Raw genomic sequence first — 17,818 nt, 5'->3', positions numbered from 1 at the left:
CACCCCGACGAAAGTCGGGGCCCATCGAATTCATGCAACGCGGGCAGGGCTGCTCGCGTGGAGAGGCTTTTATGGGTCCCGGCTTTCGCCGGGATGACGGTTGCTAGGAAAAGGCGCAGATGGAATTCTTCATTCAGCAGCTCGTCAACGCCATCAGCCTCGGCGGCATCTACGCGCTGCTGGCGCTGGGGCTCGCCGTGGTGTTCTCGATCGTCGGGCTGATCAATTTCGCCCATGGCGAGCTGATGACGGTGGCGGGCTACGGGCTCTTCTTCGCCATCGGCGTGTCGCTGGGGCTCCCCATCGCCATCGTCGTCGCCATCTTCGCCGCCGTCGCCATGGCGCTGCTCATCGAGCGGGTCGCCTTCCGGCCGATGCGCCGCGCCGATGTCACCGGCCTCCTGCTGACGAGCTTCGCGGTGAGCGTGATCCTGCGTGTCTTGTTCCAGAACGGCATCAGCGCGCGCGGCATGCCGGTGCCGATGCCCTCGGCATTGGCCGGCAGCATCGACCTCGGCTTCGCCCATATCGGCGTCATCCCGCTGCTGTCGATCGTTGCCACCGCGGTATCGCTCGGCGGCCTGCTGCTGTTCCTCAAACATACGGTGGTCGGCACCGCGATGCGCGCTGCCGCCCAGGACTTCGCCGTCGTCCGGCTGATGGGCATTCCGGCCAATCGCGTGGTGGCGGTCGCCTTCGCCGTCTCGGGTGTGCTGGCGGGCGTCGCCGCTTTCCTCTGGGTGGCGCAGAGGGGCTCGGTCGATCCGCTGATGGGCTTCGTACCGGTGCTGAAAGCGTTTGTCGCGGCGATCATCGGCGGCCTCGGCGGGCTCGCCGGTGCGGTCGCCGGCGGCTTCGTGCTGGGTTTCCTTGAAGTCGCCTGCCAGGCATTCCTGCCGGCCGCGATCCTGCCCTATCGCGATGCCTTCGTGCTCGGCATCGTCATCCTCATTCTCGTGCTCCGGCCCGAAGGCCTGATCCCCGCCCAGACCGGCAAACGTTCATGACCGCCAATGATCTCTACGCCAGAGATGAGGCGGCGATCGGCAATTTGCAGAAGCTGCGTTTCTTCCCTTCCGCTCTGACGGGCGGGGCAGGGACGCGGGTCATCGACCAGTCGGGACGCTCGCTGCTCGATCTCTCCGCCGCCTGGGGCGCTGCGGGTCTGGGCTACGGTCATCCGGCGCTGGTCGAAGCGGTGGCCCGCGCGGTCGCCAATCCGGCGGGCGCCAGCGTGCTCTCCTCGGCCAATCTGCCGGCGGTGGAGCTGGCGGAAAGCCTGCTCGCCACGGTGCCGGAAATCGAAGGCGCCAAAGTGTGGCTCGGCCATTCGGGATCGGACGCCAATGAGGCGATGTTCCGGGCGGTGACCGCGGCGACCGGGCGCTCGCGCATTCTCGCTTTCGCCGGTGCCTATCATGGCGGCACGGCGGCCTCGATGGCGATTTCGGGCCACAGCGTGCAGACCCATGCGGCGCGCCATGCCGGCCTGACCCTCATTCCCTATCCGGCCGAGTCACGGCCCTTCATGGGCGACGCGACCGGCGGCCGTGTGCTCGAGCTCGTCGAGCATCTGCTCAAGACGACCTGTCCGGGCGAGCAGGTGGCGGCGCTTTTCATCGAGCCGATCCAGTCCGATGGCGGCATGATCGTGCCGCCGCCGGGCTTCCTGAAAGAGCTCACGGCACTGTGCCGGCGCTACGGCATCCTGATCGTCAGCGATGAGGTGAAGGTCGGCCTCGCCCGCACCGGCAAACTGCATGCCTATGCACATGACGATTTTGTTCCCGACATCGTCTGCTTCGGCAAGGGACTGGGTGGTGGCCTGCCGCTCGCCGCGGCGGTGGCGCCGGCCCGCATTCTCGATTTCGCGTCATCCTTCGCGATGCAGACTTTGCATGGCAATCCGGTCTCGGCGGCGGCCGGCCTCGCGGTCCTCGACACGATCAAGCGCGACCGGCTGGCCGATAATGCCGCCACCGTCGGCAGCTATTTCCTCGACGGTCTCGAGCGCCTGCACCAGCACCACAGGACGATCCGCGAAGTGCGCGGCCGTGGCCTCGCTATCGGCATCGAGCTCGATCCCGACCGCACCCGGCGTTATGCGGCCAAGACCGTTTACCGCGCCTTCGAGCTGGGGCTCGTTCTCTATTATGTCGGGCTCGAGTCGAATGTGCTGGAGCTCACGCCGCCGCTCGTCCTGACCAAGCCGGATGTCGATGAGGCGCTGCAGATTCTCGACCGGAGCCTTGCCGATGTTGAAGCGGGCGTTGTCAGCGATCAGACGATCGCGCCCTTCACCGGCTGGTGAATCATTTTATTAAAAACCCGACTCAAATTCCTGAAAATACTCAGGATTTGACGAGACCCTTGAGGATGTCGGCGGCGATTTCGAGCGAGCGCAAGCGCGCCTGGTGATCGAAGATATGACCGGTGACGATGAGCTCGTCGATCTGGGTCTGCTCGAGAAAACCTTCGATGCCGCTTTTCACCTTGTCGCGGGCGCCGACGAAGGAATAGACGAGCGAGTGATCGACATTCGACTTCTCCAGCGGATTGGCGAAGCTGTCGATGTCGTCGATGGGCGGCGGCAATTGCCCGGGCTGGCCGCGCCGCAAGCGGATGAAGGCCTGCTGCAATGAGGTGAAGATGCGCCGGGCTTCAGCATCGCTGTCCGCCGCGATGATATTGGCGGCCGCCGCCACATAGGGCTTGTCAAGCTGCCGTGAGGGCTGGAAGCGCTCGCGATAGATGGTGATCGCCTGCATCAGCGCGTCGGGCGCGAAATGCGAGGCGAAGGCGAAGGGAAGTCCCAGATGGGCCGCGAGCTGCGCGCCGAACAGGCTCGACCCTAAGATCCACAGCGGTACTTTCAGACCGGCGCCCGGCACGGCGCGGATCTTCTGGCCGGGATCCGGGTCGTCGAAATAGATCTGCAACTCGACGACGTCCTGCGGGAACTGATCGGCGGCGGTGGTGGGATCACGCCGCAGCGCCCGGGTTGTCAGCATGTCGGTGCCGGGGGCGCGGCCGAGGCCCAGATCGATACGGCCCGGGTAAAGGGATTCGAGCGTGCCGAACTGCTCGGCGATCACCAAAGGCGCGTGATTGGGCAGCATGACGCCGGCCGAGCCGACGCGGATGGTCTTGGTGCCGCCCGCCACATAACCGATCACCACCGCTGTCGCAGCACTTGCGATGCCGGTCATATTGTGATGCTCGGCGAGCCAGAAGCGTTTGTAGCCCAGGTTCTCGGCGTGGCGCGCCAGATCGAGCGAGTTACGCAACGCGTCGGCGGCTTTGGCCCCTTCGGCGATGGGCGCGAGGTCGAGCATGGAATAGGCGATCATGGGGAAACCTAGGGGCGCGGGCGGGACTGTGAAGATGGGGGCTGCCGCTGCGATCTGCAATGCCGCTGCTGCATGGCTCGTATTTCCGGTTTTGCTTTTGCGCCTGCCATGGCAATGTGCCGGCCCCGCCTGCCGTTAGGACCGCTTCGAAACACCCATGTCGCGCCCGCACGAGATCATCCTTGGCATCGATCAGGGCACGACCAATACCAAGGTGGTGGCGCTCGACACCAAAGGCGTGATCCTGGCCGATGCGGTGCGCCCGATCGCAACCTCCGCGCCGGAGCCCGGCTTCGTCGAGCAGGACGCAAGCGCCATGGTTGCCAATGTGCTCGCCTGCATCCGCGAATTGCTCGACCGGCTGGCGCTCAAACCATCGCAAGTTCTGGCCCTCGGCATCGCCAACCAGACCGAGACCTTGGTGGTATGGGATGCGCGGACAGGTGATCCGGTTTTGCCCGCCATCGTCTGGCAGTGCCGGCGCGGCGCCGAGGAACTTGAGCGGCTGAGAAGCGATGACACTTTGCGTCTGATCCGCACCCGCACCGGCCTCGATCTCGATCCGACTTTCACCGCCGGCAAGCTCAATTGGCTGAAGCGCCATCGGCCCGAAATCTGGCAGGGCCTCAGCGACGGGCGGCTGCGCTGGGGAACCGTCGACAGCTGGCTCATCTCGGCGTTGAGCCGGGGCAAAACCTATGCGACCGAGCCCGGCAATGCGTCGCGCACCATGCTGTTCGATATCGAGCGGCTGGCCTGGGACAAGGATCTCTGCGCGCTGTTCGATCTCGACCTCGGTGGTTTTCCGGATGTGCGCCGCTCCGATGGTGATTTCGGAACGGCCAGCGTGGAATTGCTCGGTGCCGCCATCCCGATCCGCGGCGTGATGGGCGACCAGCAGGCGGCTCTGTTCGGCCATGGCTGCTTTGCGGCGCGCGAGTTGAAAGTGACCTATGGCACCGGCGCTTTCCTCTGGATGAATGCCGGAACGGCGCCGCCGAAGCTTGGCGGCGACGGCATCATCCGCACCATCGCCTGGCAGACCGAGCGGACCTGCTACGCCTATGAAGGCTTCGTGATGTATGCCGGCAAGATCCTCGACTGGCTGAGCGAGCGTCTCTCGATCGAGGGCCGTGGCGCCGCGGTGGCTGCCTTGGCCGAGAAGGCCGGCACGAGTGGCGAGGTTCTTCTGGTGCCGGCTTTCCAGGGGCTCGCGTCGCCCTGGTGGCAGCCGGATGTGCGCGCCGCGATCCTGGGCTTGAGCGAAGCGACGGGCAATGGCCAGATCGCCCATGCCGGCCTCGAGGCCGTCTGCTATCAGATCCGCGCCGTGCTCGATCGTCTGAGCGGCGGCGAAACGCTGCCGATGGTGAAGGCCGATGGCAGCATGACGCGCTCGGCCTATTTCACGCAATTGCAGGCGAGCGTGCTGGGCACGCCGCTGTTCGTCTCTGCGTCCGATGCGATGACGCCCTTCGGCTGCGCGCTCATGGCGGGCCTGGGATCGGGCTGCTGGGCCTCGCTCGATGACTTGCGGAAAATTCCGCGGCCCGGCGAAACGATTTCGCCGTCGGTATCCTATCAACGTGCATATGAAGACTGGACCAAAGCCGTCGATCTGCTCATCGCCGGTTATGGCCGGAAGGGGCAATGAGTGACTGAACAGCATAAGATCTACGACCTGTTTGTCATTGGCGGCGGCGTCAATGGCGCGGCGATCGCCTGCGATGCGGCGGGGCGCGGCCTCGCCGTCGGCCTCTCTGAGATGCAGGACTTCGCCGAAGGCACATCGTCGCGTTCCTCGAAGCTCATTCATGGCGGCCTGCGCTATCTCGAGACCTACGACTTCAAGCTGGTGCGCGATGCCTTGCTCGAGCGCGAAATCCTGATGCGGCGCACGCCACATCTCGTCTGGCCGCTCCGGCTCGTTCTGCCTTATGTCGCGAGCCAGCGGCCGCGCTGGATGATCCGTCTCGGTCTTCTTTTCTATGATTATCTGGCCAAGCGCAAAGTGCTGAAGCGGTCGGAAGCGATCGATCTCCGCAGGCATCCGGCGGGTGTGGCGCTCAAATCCGATTATCGTCACGCTTTCGCTTATTCCGATTGCCGCGGCGACGATGCGCGTCTCGTCATTGCCAATCTTTTGGGCGCCAAGCGCGCCGGCGCCGAGATCTGGCCACGTCATCGTTTCGTGACCGCCGTGCGTGCCGGCGTTGTGTGGCGCATCACGCTCGAAAGAGTGAGCGACGGAAGGCAATTCACGGTCGAAGCCCGCGCTCTGGTCAACGCCGCCGGTCCCTGGGTCGTCGATGTGGCGGGCAAGATGCAGATCCCGGTCGGGCGCAAATTGCGCCTGGTGCGCGGCAGCCACATCGTCGTGCCGCGGCAATGGGAAGGCGAGCACGGTTATTTTCTGCAGACGCAGGATGGAAGGCTGATGGAAGCCTTTCCCTATGAGCGCGATTTCACCTCGATCGGCACGACGGATGAGCCTTGGGAGGATGCACCCGAGAAGGTGGCGATCTCGGACAAGGAGATCGACTACATGCTGGCCGAGGTGAATGCGTTCCTCAAGAAACCGGTGACGCGTGCCGATATCGTGTGGAGCTATTCGGGCGTCCGGCCACTGTTCGAGACGGGCGGCGGGCGTGACGGTGATCTCTCGACTTTGACGCGCGATTACTCCTTCGAGATCGACCATGAGCCAGGCCAAGCGCCGGTCCTCACCGTCTTCGGAGGCAAGCTCACCACGCATCGCCGCCTTGCGGAACATGCAATGCAGAAGCTCTGCGCCGTGATGCCGTGGCCCGCCGACAGTCCCTCGCGCACCGACATATTGCCGGGTGGCGATGTCGGCCCGGCCGGCCTCGAGCCCTATCGCAAGAGCTTCAAGCAGCGCTTCGCCTGGTTGCCGGAAACGCAGGCGGATCGCTATGTTCAGCAATTCGGTACCCGCGCCGAGGAGATGCTGAAGGGCGCGGACAAGCTCGCGGATCTGGGCCCGCTGATCGGCGCCGATCTCCACCAGAGAGAGGTCGATTACCTTTTGGATACCGAATGGGCGCGGACCGTCGAGGACATCATCTGGCGGCGCAGCAAGCTGGGCTTGCGTCTTTCTCCGGTTGAGATCGGCCGGCTTGCCACCTACCTGAAGGAAAGGCCCACCCTTCCGCAATCCCTCTAAAAGCGAGCTTGCCATGATCGATCTCTATTATTGGACGACGCCCAACGGCCATAAGATCACGATGTTCCTGGAGGAGGCGGGGCTTCCTTACCGTGTCATCCCGATCGACATCGGCAAGGGTGAGCAGTTCAAGCCGGATTTCTTAGGCATCTCACCGAACAACCGCATCCCGGCGATCGTCGACACCAAGCCGGCCAAAGGCGGCAAGCCGATCTCGCTCTTCGAGTCGGGCGCCATCCTGCTTTATCTTGCCGAGAAGACGGGCAAGTTCATCCCGACCGACCTCGCCGGGCGCGCCGAGGTGCTGCAATGGCTGTTCTGGCAGATGGGCGGCCTGGGTCCCATGGCCGGCCAGAACCATCACTTCCGCAACTACTCCAATGAAAAGATCACTTACGCAATCGAGCGCTACACCAAGGAGACGAACCGTCTCTATGGCGTGCTCAATAAGCGTCTCGCCGATCGCCCCTTCGTCGCCGGCGACGACTATTCGATCGCCGACATGGCGTCCTATCCCTGGACGGTGTCGCATGAGCGGCAGGGCCAGGACCTCAACGACTTTCCGCATCTGAAGCGCTGGTTCGAGGCCATTCGTGCCCGGCCAGCGACGATCGCCGCCTATGACCTGGTGAAGACGGTCAACCCGACGGCCGGCAAGCCGATGACGGAAGAAGAGAAGAAGATCCTCTTCGGACAGACGGCGGCCGTGGTGCGGTAACCACCCCTCATGCTGAGGTGCGAGCGCAGCGAGCCTCGAAGCATCCATCAGGATAGAGCGAGACTGCAGCAACAGACCCTTCGAGGCCCGCCTTCGGCGGGCACCTCAGGGTGAGGGGATAAGGTCGGAGCCCTTCATTACTCCAGCCGGCTCCGGAACAGCCACGCCGCGGCGCTCAGCGTGAAGAGGGCGATGAGTGCCAGTGGAATGGTGTTGTGAAGGACCTCGCTCAGCGGGATGTCTTTCAGAAACACGCCTTTCACCACCACCAGGAAATAACGCAGCGGATTGACATAGGTGACGGGCTGCAGCCAGTCCGGCATGTTTTCGATCGGGGTGGCGAAGCCGGACAGCAGCACCGCCGGCACCATGAAGACGAAGGCGCCGAGGATCGCCTGCTGCTGGGTCATCGACAGCGACGAGATGAATAGGCCGATGCCGACCACCGAGGCCAGATAGAAGAGGGCGCTGCCATAGAGTAATACGAGCGAGCCGCGCAACGGGATCTCGAAGAAGAACACCGCCGTCAGCACATAGATCGTGATGTGGAACAGGCCGATCAGCATCGGCGGTGTCAGCTTGCCGATGAGAATTTCGTGAGTCCTGAGCGGTGAGACCATCAACTGGTCGAACGTGCCGAGCTCGCGCTCGCGCGCCACCGACAGCGCCGTTACGATGAGCCCGATCAGGAGCGCGATGATGGCGACGAGGCTCGGTACCGTGAACCAGATATAAGTGAGATTGGGATTGAACCAGTTGCGCGGCACGATGGTGACGGCGGCCGAAAGCTGGCGCGGTGTCGCCAGATCGGCGGCAAGCCGTGCGATGATCTGATTCAGATAACCGGCGACGATCTGCGAGGCATTGGAACGCCGGCCGTCGAGGATGACCTGCACCTCGCCGGCCCGGCCGGCTTCGAGAGCGCGGGAGAAATCGGGCCCGATCTGGACGGCCGCGATCACCTCCTGGCGGTCGATGAGCTCGTGGACCTTCTTTTGTTCATCGGTGCGCTGGATCCGGCGGAAGCTCGGGGCGCCTTCGATGCGCTGGATGAGCTCCTGGCCCCATTTGCCGCTGTCGCGGTTGAGGACCGCAATATCGACATTCGTCACTTCCAGCGTCGCCGCATAGGAGAAGACGAAAAGCTGCAGGATCGGTGGCACGATGATGACGAGACGCCCGCGCGGATCGCGCAGGATCGCCAGCAGCTCCTTGATGATCAAAGCATGGATGCGGCCCCACATGTCAGGCGAGCCTCTTGCGCGTGCTGCGGGCAGCGAGGCCGAGGAACACGACGCCGGCCAGCAGCATGATGGCGATATTGCGCAGGAGGAGCGGCCAGATGTCGCCGGCGAGGAACACCGTCTGCAGGCTGGGGATCAGGTAACGCGCCGGTACGATGGCGCTGATCCATTGGATGATCGTCGGCATCGAGCCGATCTCGAACAGGAAGCCCGACAGCAGGAAGGCCGGCAGGAAGGCCGAGAGCAGAGCGAGCTGCGAGGCGAGGAACTGGTTACGCGTCGCCGCCGAGATGAGGAGGCCCTGGCCGAGCGCCGGCAGGAGGAAGGCCGCCGAGATGGCGTAGAGCGCCAGAAGCGAGCCGCGGAACGGTACGCCGAACAGGAAGACAGCGACCAGCACGCAGAGCGTCATCGACGTGATGGCCAGGATGAAATAGGGCAGGATCTTGCCGGCGAGGAGTTCGGCGGCGGTGACCGGCGTCGCCATCATCGCCTCCATCGTGCCGCGCTCCCATTCGCGCGCGACGACGAGTGCGGTGAGGAGCGTGCCGATCAGCGTCATGACGATGGCGATCGAGCCCGGCACCAGGAAATTGCGGCTGGTGAGCTCGGGGTTGAACCAGAAGCGCTGCTCGACATTGATGCCGGGCGGCTCGGCCTGCGTCTCGCTGGCGCGTTGTCTCATCCAGGTGGCGACCACGCCTTGCACATAGTTCTGCACGAAGCTCGCGGTATTGGGATCGGTGCCGTCGACGATGACCTGGATCTGCGGATGGCTATGCGTGGTGAAGTCGCTGGTGAAAGTCTGCGGGATGACGACGATACCGCGCACCTCGCCGACAACGAGCGCCTCTTCGAAGTCACGCCGGTCACGGCCCATCTTCACTTCAAAATAGCGCGACGCCTGGAAGCTCGCCGCGAGATCCTGGGTGAGGGGAGTCATCTCTTCGACCGCGACGCCCAAGCGCGTGCGCGTGGCGTCGAGCGACACGCCATAGCCGAACAGGAACAGCAGGATCAGCGGCAGCACGAAGGCGATGAGGATGCTGCTCGGATCGCGCAGGATCTGATAGGTCTCCTTGCGCACGAGGGCCGAGAGGCGACGGAGGGAGGCACTCATGCGGCCTCCATCCGTGATCTTCTTCCTGCATTTTCCCTTCTCCCGCAGGCGGGAGAAGGAGAAAACTCTGTGAGAGCCGTCACTTTTCATGCCGCCTCCTTCTCCGACCCTTCGACCAGCGCGATGAAGGCGTCTTCCATCGTGGGGTCGGGATTATCCGCTGAGGCGACGCGGGCCTTCAATTCGTCGGGAGAGCCGAGCGCGATCGATTTGCCGCGGAAGATGAGCGAGATGCGGTCGCAATATTCGGCCTCGTCCATGAAATGCGTGGTGACGAGAATGGTGACGCCCTTCTCGACGAGGCCGTTGATATGGGTCCAGAATTCCCGCCGCGTGATCGGGTCGACGCCGGAGGTCGGCTCATCGAGAAACAACGCCTCCGGCTCATGCATGACGGCGCAGGCGAGCGCCAGGCGTTGCTTGTGGCCGAGCGGCAGGTCCTTGGCCGATTGATTGGCATAACGCGCGAAGTCGAAGATGTCGGTGACGAGCTTGATCTTGTCCCGCCTGTGCTGGCCTTTGAGCCCATAGACGCCGGCGAAGAAATCGAGATTCTGCGCGACGCTCAGATCGCCATAGAGCGAGAATTTCTGTGCCATGTAGCCCAGGCGGTTGCGCGCCTCGGCGGTGTCGCGCCGGAGATCGAACCCGGCGACACGGCCTTCGCCGGCGGTCGGCTTGAGGAGCCCGCACAGCATCTTGAAGGTCGTCGACTTGCCGGCGCCATTGGGCCCGAGCAGGCCGAAGATCTCGCCGCGCTTGATGTCGAAGGTGATGTCCTGCGCCGCGGTGAAGTCGCCGAAGCGTTTGGTGAGGCCGCGCGCCTCGATGACATGTGTGTCGGCGTCGGCCTGCGTTTGCGTCGCTTCCGCCAGCTTCGACCGGCCGCCGGGGCCGCCGCCGAGCAGGTCGACAAAGGCGTCCTCGAAACGCGGCGGCGCCGGATTGACCTTCGTGCCTTCGCCTTCACGCAAGACATCCTGGCGGGCGCCGGGCTCGGTGACGATGCGGATGGCCTCGCCTTGAATGACGCCGTCGAGCACACCCGGCCGGTCGAGCAGGCTGGCGAGCAAAGGACGCCTTCGGCCTTCGATGCCGGTCACCTTGAAGACGCGGCCATCGACGCGTCGGGTGAGCTCGGCCGGCGGGCCGGTGAAGAGGAGCTTGCCCTGATTGAGCAGCAGCACGCTTGTGCAGGCTTCCGCCTCGTCGAGATAGGCGGTCGACCAGACGACACCGATGCCTTCACTGGTGAGGTCCTTCACCATCTTCCACAATTCGCGCCGCGAGATCGGATCGACGCCGACGCCCGGCTCATCGAGAAGCAGGAGCCGCGGCTTCTTGAGGAGCGCGCAGGCGAGGCCGAGCTTCTGCTTCATGCCGCCCGACAATTTGCCGGCGAGCCGCTGGGTGAAACGCTTGAGATCGGTGAAGCTCAGGAGCTCGTCGAAGACCTGGGCGCGCTCGACCTGGGGAAGACCGCGCAGATCGGCATAGAGATCGAGATTTTCCTGGACGCTCAGATCCTCATAGAGGCCGAAACGCTGCGGCATATAACCGATCGCCGCCTGGATGCGCGCCGCCTCACGCCTCGTATCGAAGCCGAGCACGGTGAGCGTGCCGGCATCGGGCAGCAGCAATCCGGTCATCAGCCGGATCAGCGTCGTCTTGCCGGCGCCATCGGGCCCGACGAGACCGGTGATCTCACCGCCCTTGATCGCGGCCGATATCTGATCGAGAGCGGGAGCGCCCGAGCCGAATGCCTTGCTGACCCCTTCGATCCGGACGAAGTCCTCGCTCATGGCAATTCATGGCCCGCCTGGCCCGGGGATATGCACGGTCACCGGCATGCCTTGGCGCAGGCCCTGATCGGGTTCATCGATAACGACCCTGAGGCGATAGACGAGGTCGGTGCGCAGTTGCGGTGTCTCGACCGACTTCGGGGTGAATTCGGCGACCGGCGAGATGAAGCCGATCTTGCCGCGATAGGGGCGGTCGGGCGCGGAATCGGTGGTGACCGTGACCTCGAGGCCGGGATGGATCTTGCCGAGCACGGGCTCCGGCACATAGGCACGCACCCAGACCGGCCGGTCGAGGGAGAGCACATAGACGATGTCACTGGGCGCGATGATGGCGCCAGGCTCGCGTAGGCGCGACAGGATGGTGCCGGAAGCGGGCGCCTTGAGCTCCGTGTCGGCGAGCGAGGTCTGCGCCGCGGCGACATTGGCTTCCGCTTGCTGGAGATTGGCGCGGGCGGCAGCGATGTCTTCGCTGCGCGTGCCTTCGAGCAGGAGATCGAGGGCCTGCTGCGCCGAGACGACGCGGGCGAGCGCCGCGTCGCGTCCCGCCTTGGCGCTGTCGAGGGTCGATTGCGCGATGGCGCCGCCGGGGCGCAATTGCGCGGCGCGCTCATAAGCGAGCTTGGCGTTTTCGTAATTGGCGGTCTGCTCGTCGAGCTGGGCGCGCGCCTGGCTGATCTCGGCGACACGGGGACCTGCCACCAGCTTGTCGAGCTGCGCCTTGAGCGAGGCGGCCTGCGCCTGGCTGGCGGCAAGCGCGTCTTCATACGGCTTGGCATCGAGACGGGCGAGTTGATCGCCCGGCTTGATGCTGTCGCCTTCATCGAAATCCATGGCGCTGATCCGCCCGCTGACGCGGAAGCCGAGCTCGACCTGGCGGATGTCGACATTGCCATAAAGGGTGATCGGGCCGTTGGCCGGCGTGCCGAAGCCGAGGCGGGCCGGCACATCGAGCCACCAGGCGAGGAGGCCGCCCAGGAGGAGCACGGCCACTATGATTGCCAGTCTTTTCATCGTTTTACTCGGCGTCGAGGCCGGTCTTGACATTTGGATAAAAGCCAACAACTGTTGGCATATCTTGATTGTGGTTCCCTTGTCAACATGAGCCTGTCGTCCAGGCGCCGCGCCATGCTTCATGAAATTAACGTAAATGGCTGAATTATCAGAAGAAAAGAAGGAAACATCGAAGCTCCGCAAATCCGATGCGACGCGCGCGCGCATTGTCGAGGCGGCCCGCGAGCGCTTTCGCAAGGAGGGTTTCGAGCGCACCACCATCCGCAAGGTGGCGGGCGATGCCGGCATCGATCCCTCGATGGTGATGCGGTACTTCGAGAGCAAGCGTGGCCTGTTCGATGCGGCGATGACGGTGGAACTGCGCATTCCCGATCTGAGCCGCCATCCGCGCGACAAGCTCGGCGAGGCGATCATCACGCATTTCCTCAAACGCTGGGAGGAGCCCGATGCCGATTCCCTCCAGCTCCTGCTGCGCTCATCGGCGAGCAATGAGGAGGCGGCCGAGCGGCTGCGCGGCGTCTTCCGCGACCAGATCGTCGCTTTGGTGGGGCGTTTGCGGGGAAGTGAAGCGGATGCACGCGAAGTCGCGTCGCTGATCGCGACGCAGACGGTCGGCCTCGCTTATACGCGGTATGTGCTCAAGCTGCCGCCGCTGGTGGCGATGCCGCATGAGACGATCATCAAGGTGATCGGCGCCACCATCCAGCGTTATTTGACCGAGCCCTTGCCGAAAGCCGGCGGTCAGGATCCTTCGAGATAACGGGCGAGCTGTGCCAGCGATTGTTGTGTGCCCGTATCATTGTCTTCCGGTCGGATGCCGGACGGAATATCCGTGCAGATAAAGGTCACCTCGGTTCCACCGCGGATGGCGTCGAAGCGGATCTCGATCCGCATCTCGCCGGCGAAGGCGGGATCGGGGCTTTGGAAGGTAACGATCTCGACGATCCGCCGCGCCGGTTCCAGCGCGACGAAGCGCACGTCGACCATGTCCTCGTTTTCCGCGGTCTTGCCGCGCATCGTCGGCTCGCTCGCCGGATAGAACAGCGACATCCGATAGCCGCCGCCTTCGCGGCCATCGAAATCATGCATCCGGCCGGTCATTTCGCCGGGCGGCATCCAGGCGAGAAGGGCGATAGGATCCATGAAGGCCGCATAGACCTTGTCGGGGCTCGCCTTGATGAAGCGCGACGTCCGGCTCGATCCCGTCATGCGACGGCCAGCGCCTGGGCGATATCGGCGATGAGATCGTCGGGATGTTCGACGCCGATCGACAGGCGGATGGTGGAATCGAGAATGCCGATGCGGTCGCGCACGTCCTTCGGCACGCCGGAATGCGTCATGGCGGCGGGATGGCTGGCGAGCGACTCGGTGCCGCCGAGGCTCACCGCCAGCTTGAAGATCTGCAGGTTGTTGAGAAAGGCGAAAGCCGCGGCCTGGCCGCCTTTGATGTCGAAGGAAAAGGTCGATCCGGCGCCGGTGCATTGCTGCTTGTAGAGATGTGCCGCCGGGTCTGCCGCGTCGAGGAAAGGCAGGTAATGCAGCTTGCCGACCTTCGGGTGCTCCTGCAGGAACTGCGCCACGGCCCGCGCATTGTCGTCGGCCCTTTCCATGCGCAGCGCCAGCGTCTCGAGCGAACGGCCGAGCATCCAGCAGGAATGCGGATCGAGCTGCGTGCCGATGGCGCCGCGCAGCGCCTTGACCGGCTTGATGGTCGCGCGCGAGCCCAAGGCCGCACCGGCGATAAGATCGGAATGGCCGCCGACATATTTGGTGAGGGAATAGAGCGAGATGTCGGCGCCGTGCTCGAGCGGGTGCTGGAAGACCGGGCCGAGCAGTGTGTTGTCGCAGACGATGACCGGCTTGAGGTCCTGCGTCTTGCCGATCTCATCGGCGATGGTCCGCATCAGCGCGATATCGACCATCGTGTTGAGCGGATTGGACGGCGTCTCGATGAGGATGACCGAAACGCGGCCCTTGGCGAGCGCCGCTTCGGCCGCCTTGCGCACCGCCGCCTCGTTCACCCCATCGGAGAAACCGACGGAGGCGATGCCGAGCGTCTGGAAGGTGCGGGCAAGCAGCGTCTCGGTGCCGCCATAAAGCGGCTGCGAATGCAGGATCGTATCGCCAGGGCGCGTGAAGGCGAGGAGCGTCGTGGCGATGGCCGACATGCCGGAGGAGAACAGGGTGCAGGCTTCCGCCCCTTCGAAGACGGCGAGCCGGTCCTCGACGATCTCGCTATTGGGATGGTTGAAGCGCGAATAGACGAGGCCGGCGCCGGTGCCCTTGGGCGGCTCCTTTCGGCCGGACACGAAATCGAAGAAGTCGCGGCCTTCCTCGGCGGTCTTGAAGACGAAGGTGGAGGTGAGGAAGACCGGCGGCTTGACCGCGCCCTCCGAAAGCTGCGGATCGAAACCGTAGCTCAGCATCAAGGTTTCGGGATGCAGGCGATGATTGCCGACATGGGTCTTGTATGGTCTGGGAGCGGTCATGATGGTCCTCTATGGGCGGTGTGCCGGAGGAGCAGTCTAGAGCAGCTTCGTGACGGACCCAATCACGAGCTTGGGCCTATTTTCGGCATGATGCGGGCGCAAGGAATGAACGAAAGAGGGGGAACCATGCGTCTGATTCTTGGTTTGTTGTTAAGTTTCGTGGCGGCCGTGCCATCACGCGCCGAGCCGTCCACGCATTGGGCGAAGGCCGGCGAAACGGCCTTGACGCAAACCATCTCCCGTTTGGTCAAGGATTACGCTGTCAGTGAGAAGCCGACCGCTATACTGGTCGTGCAAGGTGACAAGATTGTCACCAGCTGGGGTGATCTCGACCGCAAGATCAACATGGCCTCGGTCCGCAAAAGCTTATTGAGCGCGCTCTATGGCATTGCAGTCACCGATCAGCGCATCAGTCTCACGCGCTCGCTCGCCGAGATGGGTATCGATGACAAGGAGCCGTCTTTGAGCGCTGCGGAGAAGCAGGCGACTCTGCGCGATCTTCTGACGGCGCGTTCGGGCGTCTATCACGCTGCCGCCTACGAGACCCGCGAGATCAAGAAAAAGCGGTCGGCGCGCGACAGTCACGCGCCCGGCACCTATTGGTTCTACAACAACTGGGATTTCAACGTGCTCGGCACGATCTACCGGAAGGTGATCGGAGAAGACATTTTTGCGGGCTTCGAGCGGCGTATCGCTCGTCCGATCGGCATGGAGGACTTTTCGAAGCGTGATGGCCGATATGTTCTCGCTCCCGAGTCGGACCATCCGGCCTATCCGTTCATGTTGACAGCACGCGATGCGGCGCGCTTCGGACTCCTCTTTGCGAATGGCGGACGCTGGAACGGCAAGCAGGTGATCCCGGCGGATTGGGTCGCTGAATCCACACGCGCCCATGCGCACACCAATCGGGGCAATCGCGGCTATGGCTATATGTGGTGGGAGCTTTCGGCCGACCCCTGGGGCAGAGGCGGGGCTTATGCGGCGGGTTTCGGCGGCCAGATCATCGCGTTCCTGCCGGCGAAGAAACTGGTCCTCGTGCAGACCGTCGACTTGCAAGCCAATCCCAAGGGTGTTCGCACTTCGACTACGATCGAGCTGATGAAGAAGATTGCAGCCGCTCTCGCTGAATAAGCGAGCTCATTCCGCCGAACCCGGCGCCACGACGACCTGCACGCCGGCGCTTTCGATCTCGGTTTGCAGATTGGCGGGCGGCGCCGTGTCGACGACCAGGACATGGATTTCATTCAGTGCGGCGATACGCACCATGGCCTGGCGGTTGAATTTGCTCGCATCGCACAGCGCCACCACGAGATCGGATCTCTGGATGAAGGCGCGCTTGATCTCGGAATCTTCCGGTGAATAGTCGAAAAGCCCGGCCTCCGAGACGCCGGACAGGCCGAGAAACAGGATGTCATAGTGATAGGAGGCGACGAAGCTCGCCGCGCTCGACCCATAGATCGACAATTCGCGCCCGCGCACCCGTCCGCCCGGCAGATAGACCGGATGTGGCGTTTCGGCGAGGAGGCTGGCGGCGCGGGTGTTGTTGGTGATGATGCGCAGATCCGCGATCTCGGCGAGGAAGCGGGTGATCTCGAGCGTCGTCGAGCCGGTATCGAGCGCGATCGTATGGCCGGGCTTGGCAAATTGCGCCGCCGCCCGCGCGATGCGGATCTTGGCGTCGCTGTTGCGCCGCCGCCGTGCCTCGAAAGTGGGCTCCCTTATGTCATAGATATTGGGCGCGCCGCTCCGCGCGATGAGCGCGCCGCCATGGGTGCGCCTGACCGTGCCGCAGCGCTCGAGCTCGGTCAGATCGCGCCTTATGGTGATCTCGGAAACGCCGGTCTCCTCCGCGATATCGGAAACGCTCATGAAGCCGCGCCGGGACAGGCTTTCGATGAGGAGAGTTTGCCGGGCAATCGGATCGCGGGAGGGCATGATCGTTCAAGGATGATGGGGGATGATCGAAACCGTTCAAATACGCTCATAATAAGCGCTTTCAATTCTCGGCATATTGTCTTGTTTCCAGGCGCTGCGCCAGTATAATGATCGAAAACGATCAAAGAATTGCAGGGAAGTGGGCGTCCGGGATGAAGAGGATCGCAGCGAGGGTTCTGCCGCACATTATTCTATGTGCCTTCTCCCTCATGATCCTCATGCCGCTTCTGTGGATCCTGCGCGTCAGCTTCACCGACCGGCTCACCGCCTACAAGATCCCGCCCGAGATCGGCACCGTCGGTCTCATGAATTATGTCGAGATCTTCGCGCGTTATCCCTTCACCGGCTGGTTTCTCAACAGTCTGATCATCGCGCTCGGCGCCACCGCCATCGCGCTGCCGCTCGCCACCGCGCTCGCTTACGCATTTGCCCGCTTCAATACCGGCGGCACCTTCCTGCGCCTGGGTGTTCTCGCCAGCCAGATGCTGCCGCCGATCATTCTGGTCCTGCCGCTCTTCGGCATGTTCCTGTTTGCCGGCCTGATGCAGAGCCATGTCGGGCTGATCATCGCCCATCTCACCATTTCGTTGCCTTTCCTCTCCTGGATGCTGGTGTCCTTCTTCGAAGGCGACGTGGCGCGGCTCGAGGAGGCGGCACGCGTCGATGGCGCCACGCGCTGGCAGGCTTTTCGTTATATCGCCGTGCCAGTCGCCGCTCCGGGCATATTGGCGGCGGGACTTCTGGGCTTCATCCTGAGCTGGAACGAGTTTCTCTTCGCGCTGGTGCTTTCGGGCCCCAACAGCCAGACGCTTCCCGTCGGCCTTGCGGCGCTCGAGACCCATGCCGGTGTCGAGATCGCGCCGCTGGCGGCCGCCACCGTCGTTTCGCTGGTGCCGGTCTTCGCGCTCCTGCCGTTCTTGCGCAAGCATCTCATCAAAGGTCTTTCACTTGGAGCCCTCAAGTGA

The 17,818-nt window shown here is 63.7% G+C and carries 16 protein-coding genes; 8 read left to right on the top strand and 8 right to left on the bottom strand.

The genetic code is table 11. From position 1 onward, the window contains the following. Window positions 1–119 precede the first annotated feature (119 nt). Window positions 120–1,007, top strand: coding sequence for a branched-chain amino acid ABC transporter permease (locus tag JHL16_RS26295; protein ID WP_137857893.1), 888 nt, complete (start codon window positions 120–122; stop codon window positions 1,005–1,007). Next, the gene (locus JHL16_RS26290) at window positions 1,004–2,311 is read left to right on the top strand and encodes an aspartate aminotransferase family protein (RefSeq protein ID WP_200187859.1); all 1,308 of its coding nucleotides are present in this window, start codon (window positions 1,004–1,006) and stop codon (window positions 2,309–2,311) included. The genes JHL16_RS26295 and JHL16_RS26290 overlap by 4 nt, the downstream gene beginning before the upstream one ends. A gap of 40 nt (window positions 2,312–2,351) precedes the next feature. Here JHL16_RS26290 and JHL16_RS26285 read toward each other — a convergent pair whose 3' ends face one another. Continuing rightward, a complete protein-coding gene (locus JHL16_RS26285) occupies window positions 2,352–3,350 on the bottom strand; it encodes an LLM class flavin-dependent oxidoreductase (RefSeq protein WP_200187858.1) in 999 nt (332 codons plus the stop codon). Window positions 3,351–3,507: 157 nt separating this feature from the next. On the opposite strand from JHL16_RS26285, the gene JHL16_RS26280 reads away from it, so the two are divergent. From JHL16_RS26280 to JHL16_RS26270, 3 genes are read left to right on the top strand one after another with little or no spacing between them, the layout of a single operon-like run. After that, complete coding sequence (locus tag JHL16_RS26280; RefSeq protein WP_200187857.1) at window positions 3,508–5,004, top strand: FGGY-family carbohydrate kinase; 1,497 nt, start codon at window positions 3,508–3,510, stop codon at window positions 5,002–5,004. Further along, window positions 5,005–6,534, top strand: coding sequence for a glycerol-3-phosphate dehydrogenase (gene glpD / locus JHL16_RS26275; protein WP_200187856.1), 1,530 nt, complete (start codon window positions 5,005–5,007; stop codon window positions 6,532–6,534). It begins immediately after the preceding gene. Between the two features lie 13 nt (window positions 6,535–6,547). Beyond that, entirely contained in the window at window positions 6,548–7,252 is a 705-nt protein-coding gene (locus JHL16_RS26270; RefSeq protein WP_200187855.1) for a glutathione binding-like protein, read from the top strand. A gap of 137 nt (window positions 7,253–7,389) precedes the next feature. On the opposite strand, the gene JHL16_RS26265 is transcribed toward JHL16_RS26270, so the two are convergent. From JHL16_RS26265 to hlyD, 4 genes are all read right to left on the bottom strand, one after another. Beyond that, window positions 7,390–8,496, bottom strand: a complete 1,107-nt coding sequence (locus tag JHL16_RS26265) for an ABC transporter permease (RefSeq protein ID WP_200187854.1) — start codon at window positions 8,494–8,496, stop codon at window positions 7,390–7,392. Between the two features lies 1 nt (window position 8,497). Next, complete coding sequence (locus JHL16_RS26260) at window positions 8,498–9,616, bottom strand: ABC transporter permease (RefSeq protein ID WP_200187853.1); 1,119 nt, start codon at window positions 9,614–9,616, stop codon at window positions 8,498–8,500. Window positions 9,617–9,702: 86 nt separating this feature from the next. Next, entirely contained in the window at window positions 9,703–11,418 is a 1,716-nt protein-coding gene (locus JHL16_RS26255; RefSeq protein ID WP_200187852.1) for an ATP-binding cassette domain-containing protein, read from the bottom strand. A 6-nt stretch (window positions 11,419–11,424) separates the two neighbouring features. Further along, window positions 11,425–12,429 carry a secretion protein HlyD gene (gene hlyD / locus JHL16_RS26250; RefSeq protein WP_200187851.1) on the bottom strand — a complete coding sequence of 335 codons (1,005 nt, stop codon included), beginning with the start codon at window positions 12,427–12,429 and terminating at the stop codon, window positions 11,425–11,427. Between the two features lie 136 nt (window positions 12,430–12,565). Between hlyD and JHL16_RS26245 the strand changes: the two genes are divergently transcribed. Then, window positions 12,566–13,189, top strand: coding sequence for a TetR/AcrR family transcriptional regulator (locus tag JHL16_RS26245; protein ID WP_200187850.1), 624 nt, complete (start codon window positions 12,566–12,568; stop codon window positions 13,187–13,189). Here the strand turns inward: JHL16_RS26245 and JHL16_RS26240 are convergent. Together JHL16_RS26240 and JHL16_RS26235 are read right to left on the bottom strand one after the other, a co-directional pair. Further along, window positions 13,171–13,638: an SRPBCC domain-containing protein gene (locus JHL16_RS26240; RefSeq protein ID WP_200187849.1), complete on the bottom strand. Its 468-nt coding sequence runs from the start codon at window positions 13,636–13,638 to the stop codon at window positions 13,171–13,173. The two genes, JHL16_RS26245 and JHL16_RS26240, sit on opposite strands and share 19 nt — an antisense overlap. Continuing rightward, window positions 13,635–14,918, bottom strand: coding sequence for a cystathionine gamma-synthase family protein (locus tag JHL16_RS26235; protein WP_200187848.1), 1,284 nt, complete (start codon window positions 14,916–14,918; stop codon window positions 13,635–13,637). The genes JHL16_RS26240 and JHL16_RS26235 overlap by 4 nt, the downstream gene beginning before the upstream one ends. An 87-nt stretch (window positions 14,919–15,005) precedes the next feature. Between JHL16_RS26235 and JHL16_RS26230 the strand changes: the two genes are divergently transcribed. Then, entirely contained in the window at window positions 15,006–16,049 is a 1,044-nt protein-coding gene (locus JHL16_RS26230) for a serine hydrolase domain-containing protein (RefSeq protein ID WP_246771176.1), read from the top strand. Window positions 16,050–16,055: 6 nt separating this feature from the next. Here JHL16_RS26230 and JHL16_RS26225 read toward each other — a convergent pair whose 3' ends face one another. Continuing rightward, window positions 16,056–16,853, bottom strand: coding sequence for a DeoR/GlpR family DNA-binding transcription regulator (locus JHL16_RS26225; protein ID WP_200187847.1), 798 nt, complete (start codon window positions 16,851–16,853; stop codon window positions 16,056–16,058). 218 nt (window positions 16,854–17,071) lie between these two features. Here JHL16_RS26225 and JHL16_RS26220 point away from each other — a divergent pair, with 218 nt between their 5' ends. Beyond that, complete coding sequence (locus JHL16_RS26220; protein WP_200187846.1) at window positions 17,072–17,818, top strand: carbohydrate ABC transporter permease; 747 nt, start codon at window positions 17,072–17,074, stop codon at window positions 17,816–17,818.

Origin of the sequence: Taklimakanibacter albus, assembly GCF_016595235.1 — a bacterium.
GTDB lineage: Bacteria > Pseudomonadota > Alphaproteobacteria > Rhizobiales > Aestuariivirgaceae > Taklimakanibacter > Taklimakanibacter albus.
This window is presented reverse-complemented; position numbering and strand designations above follow the sequence as displayed.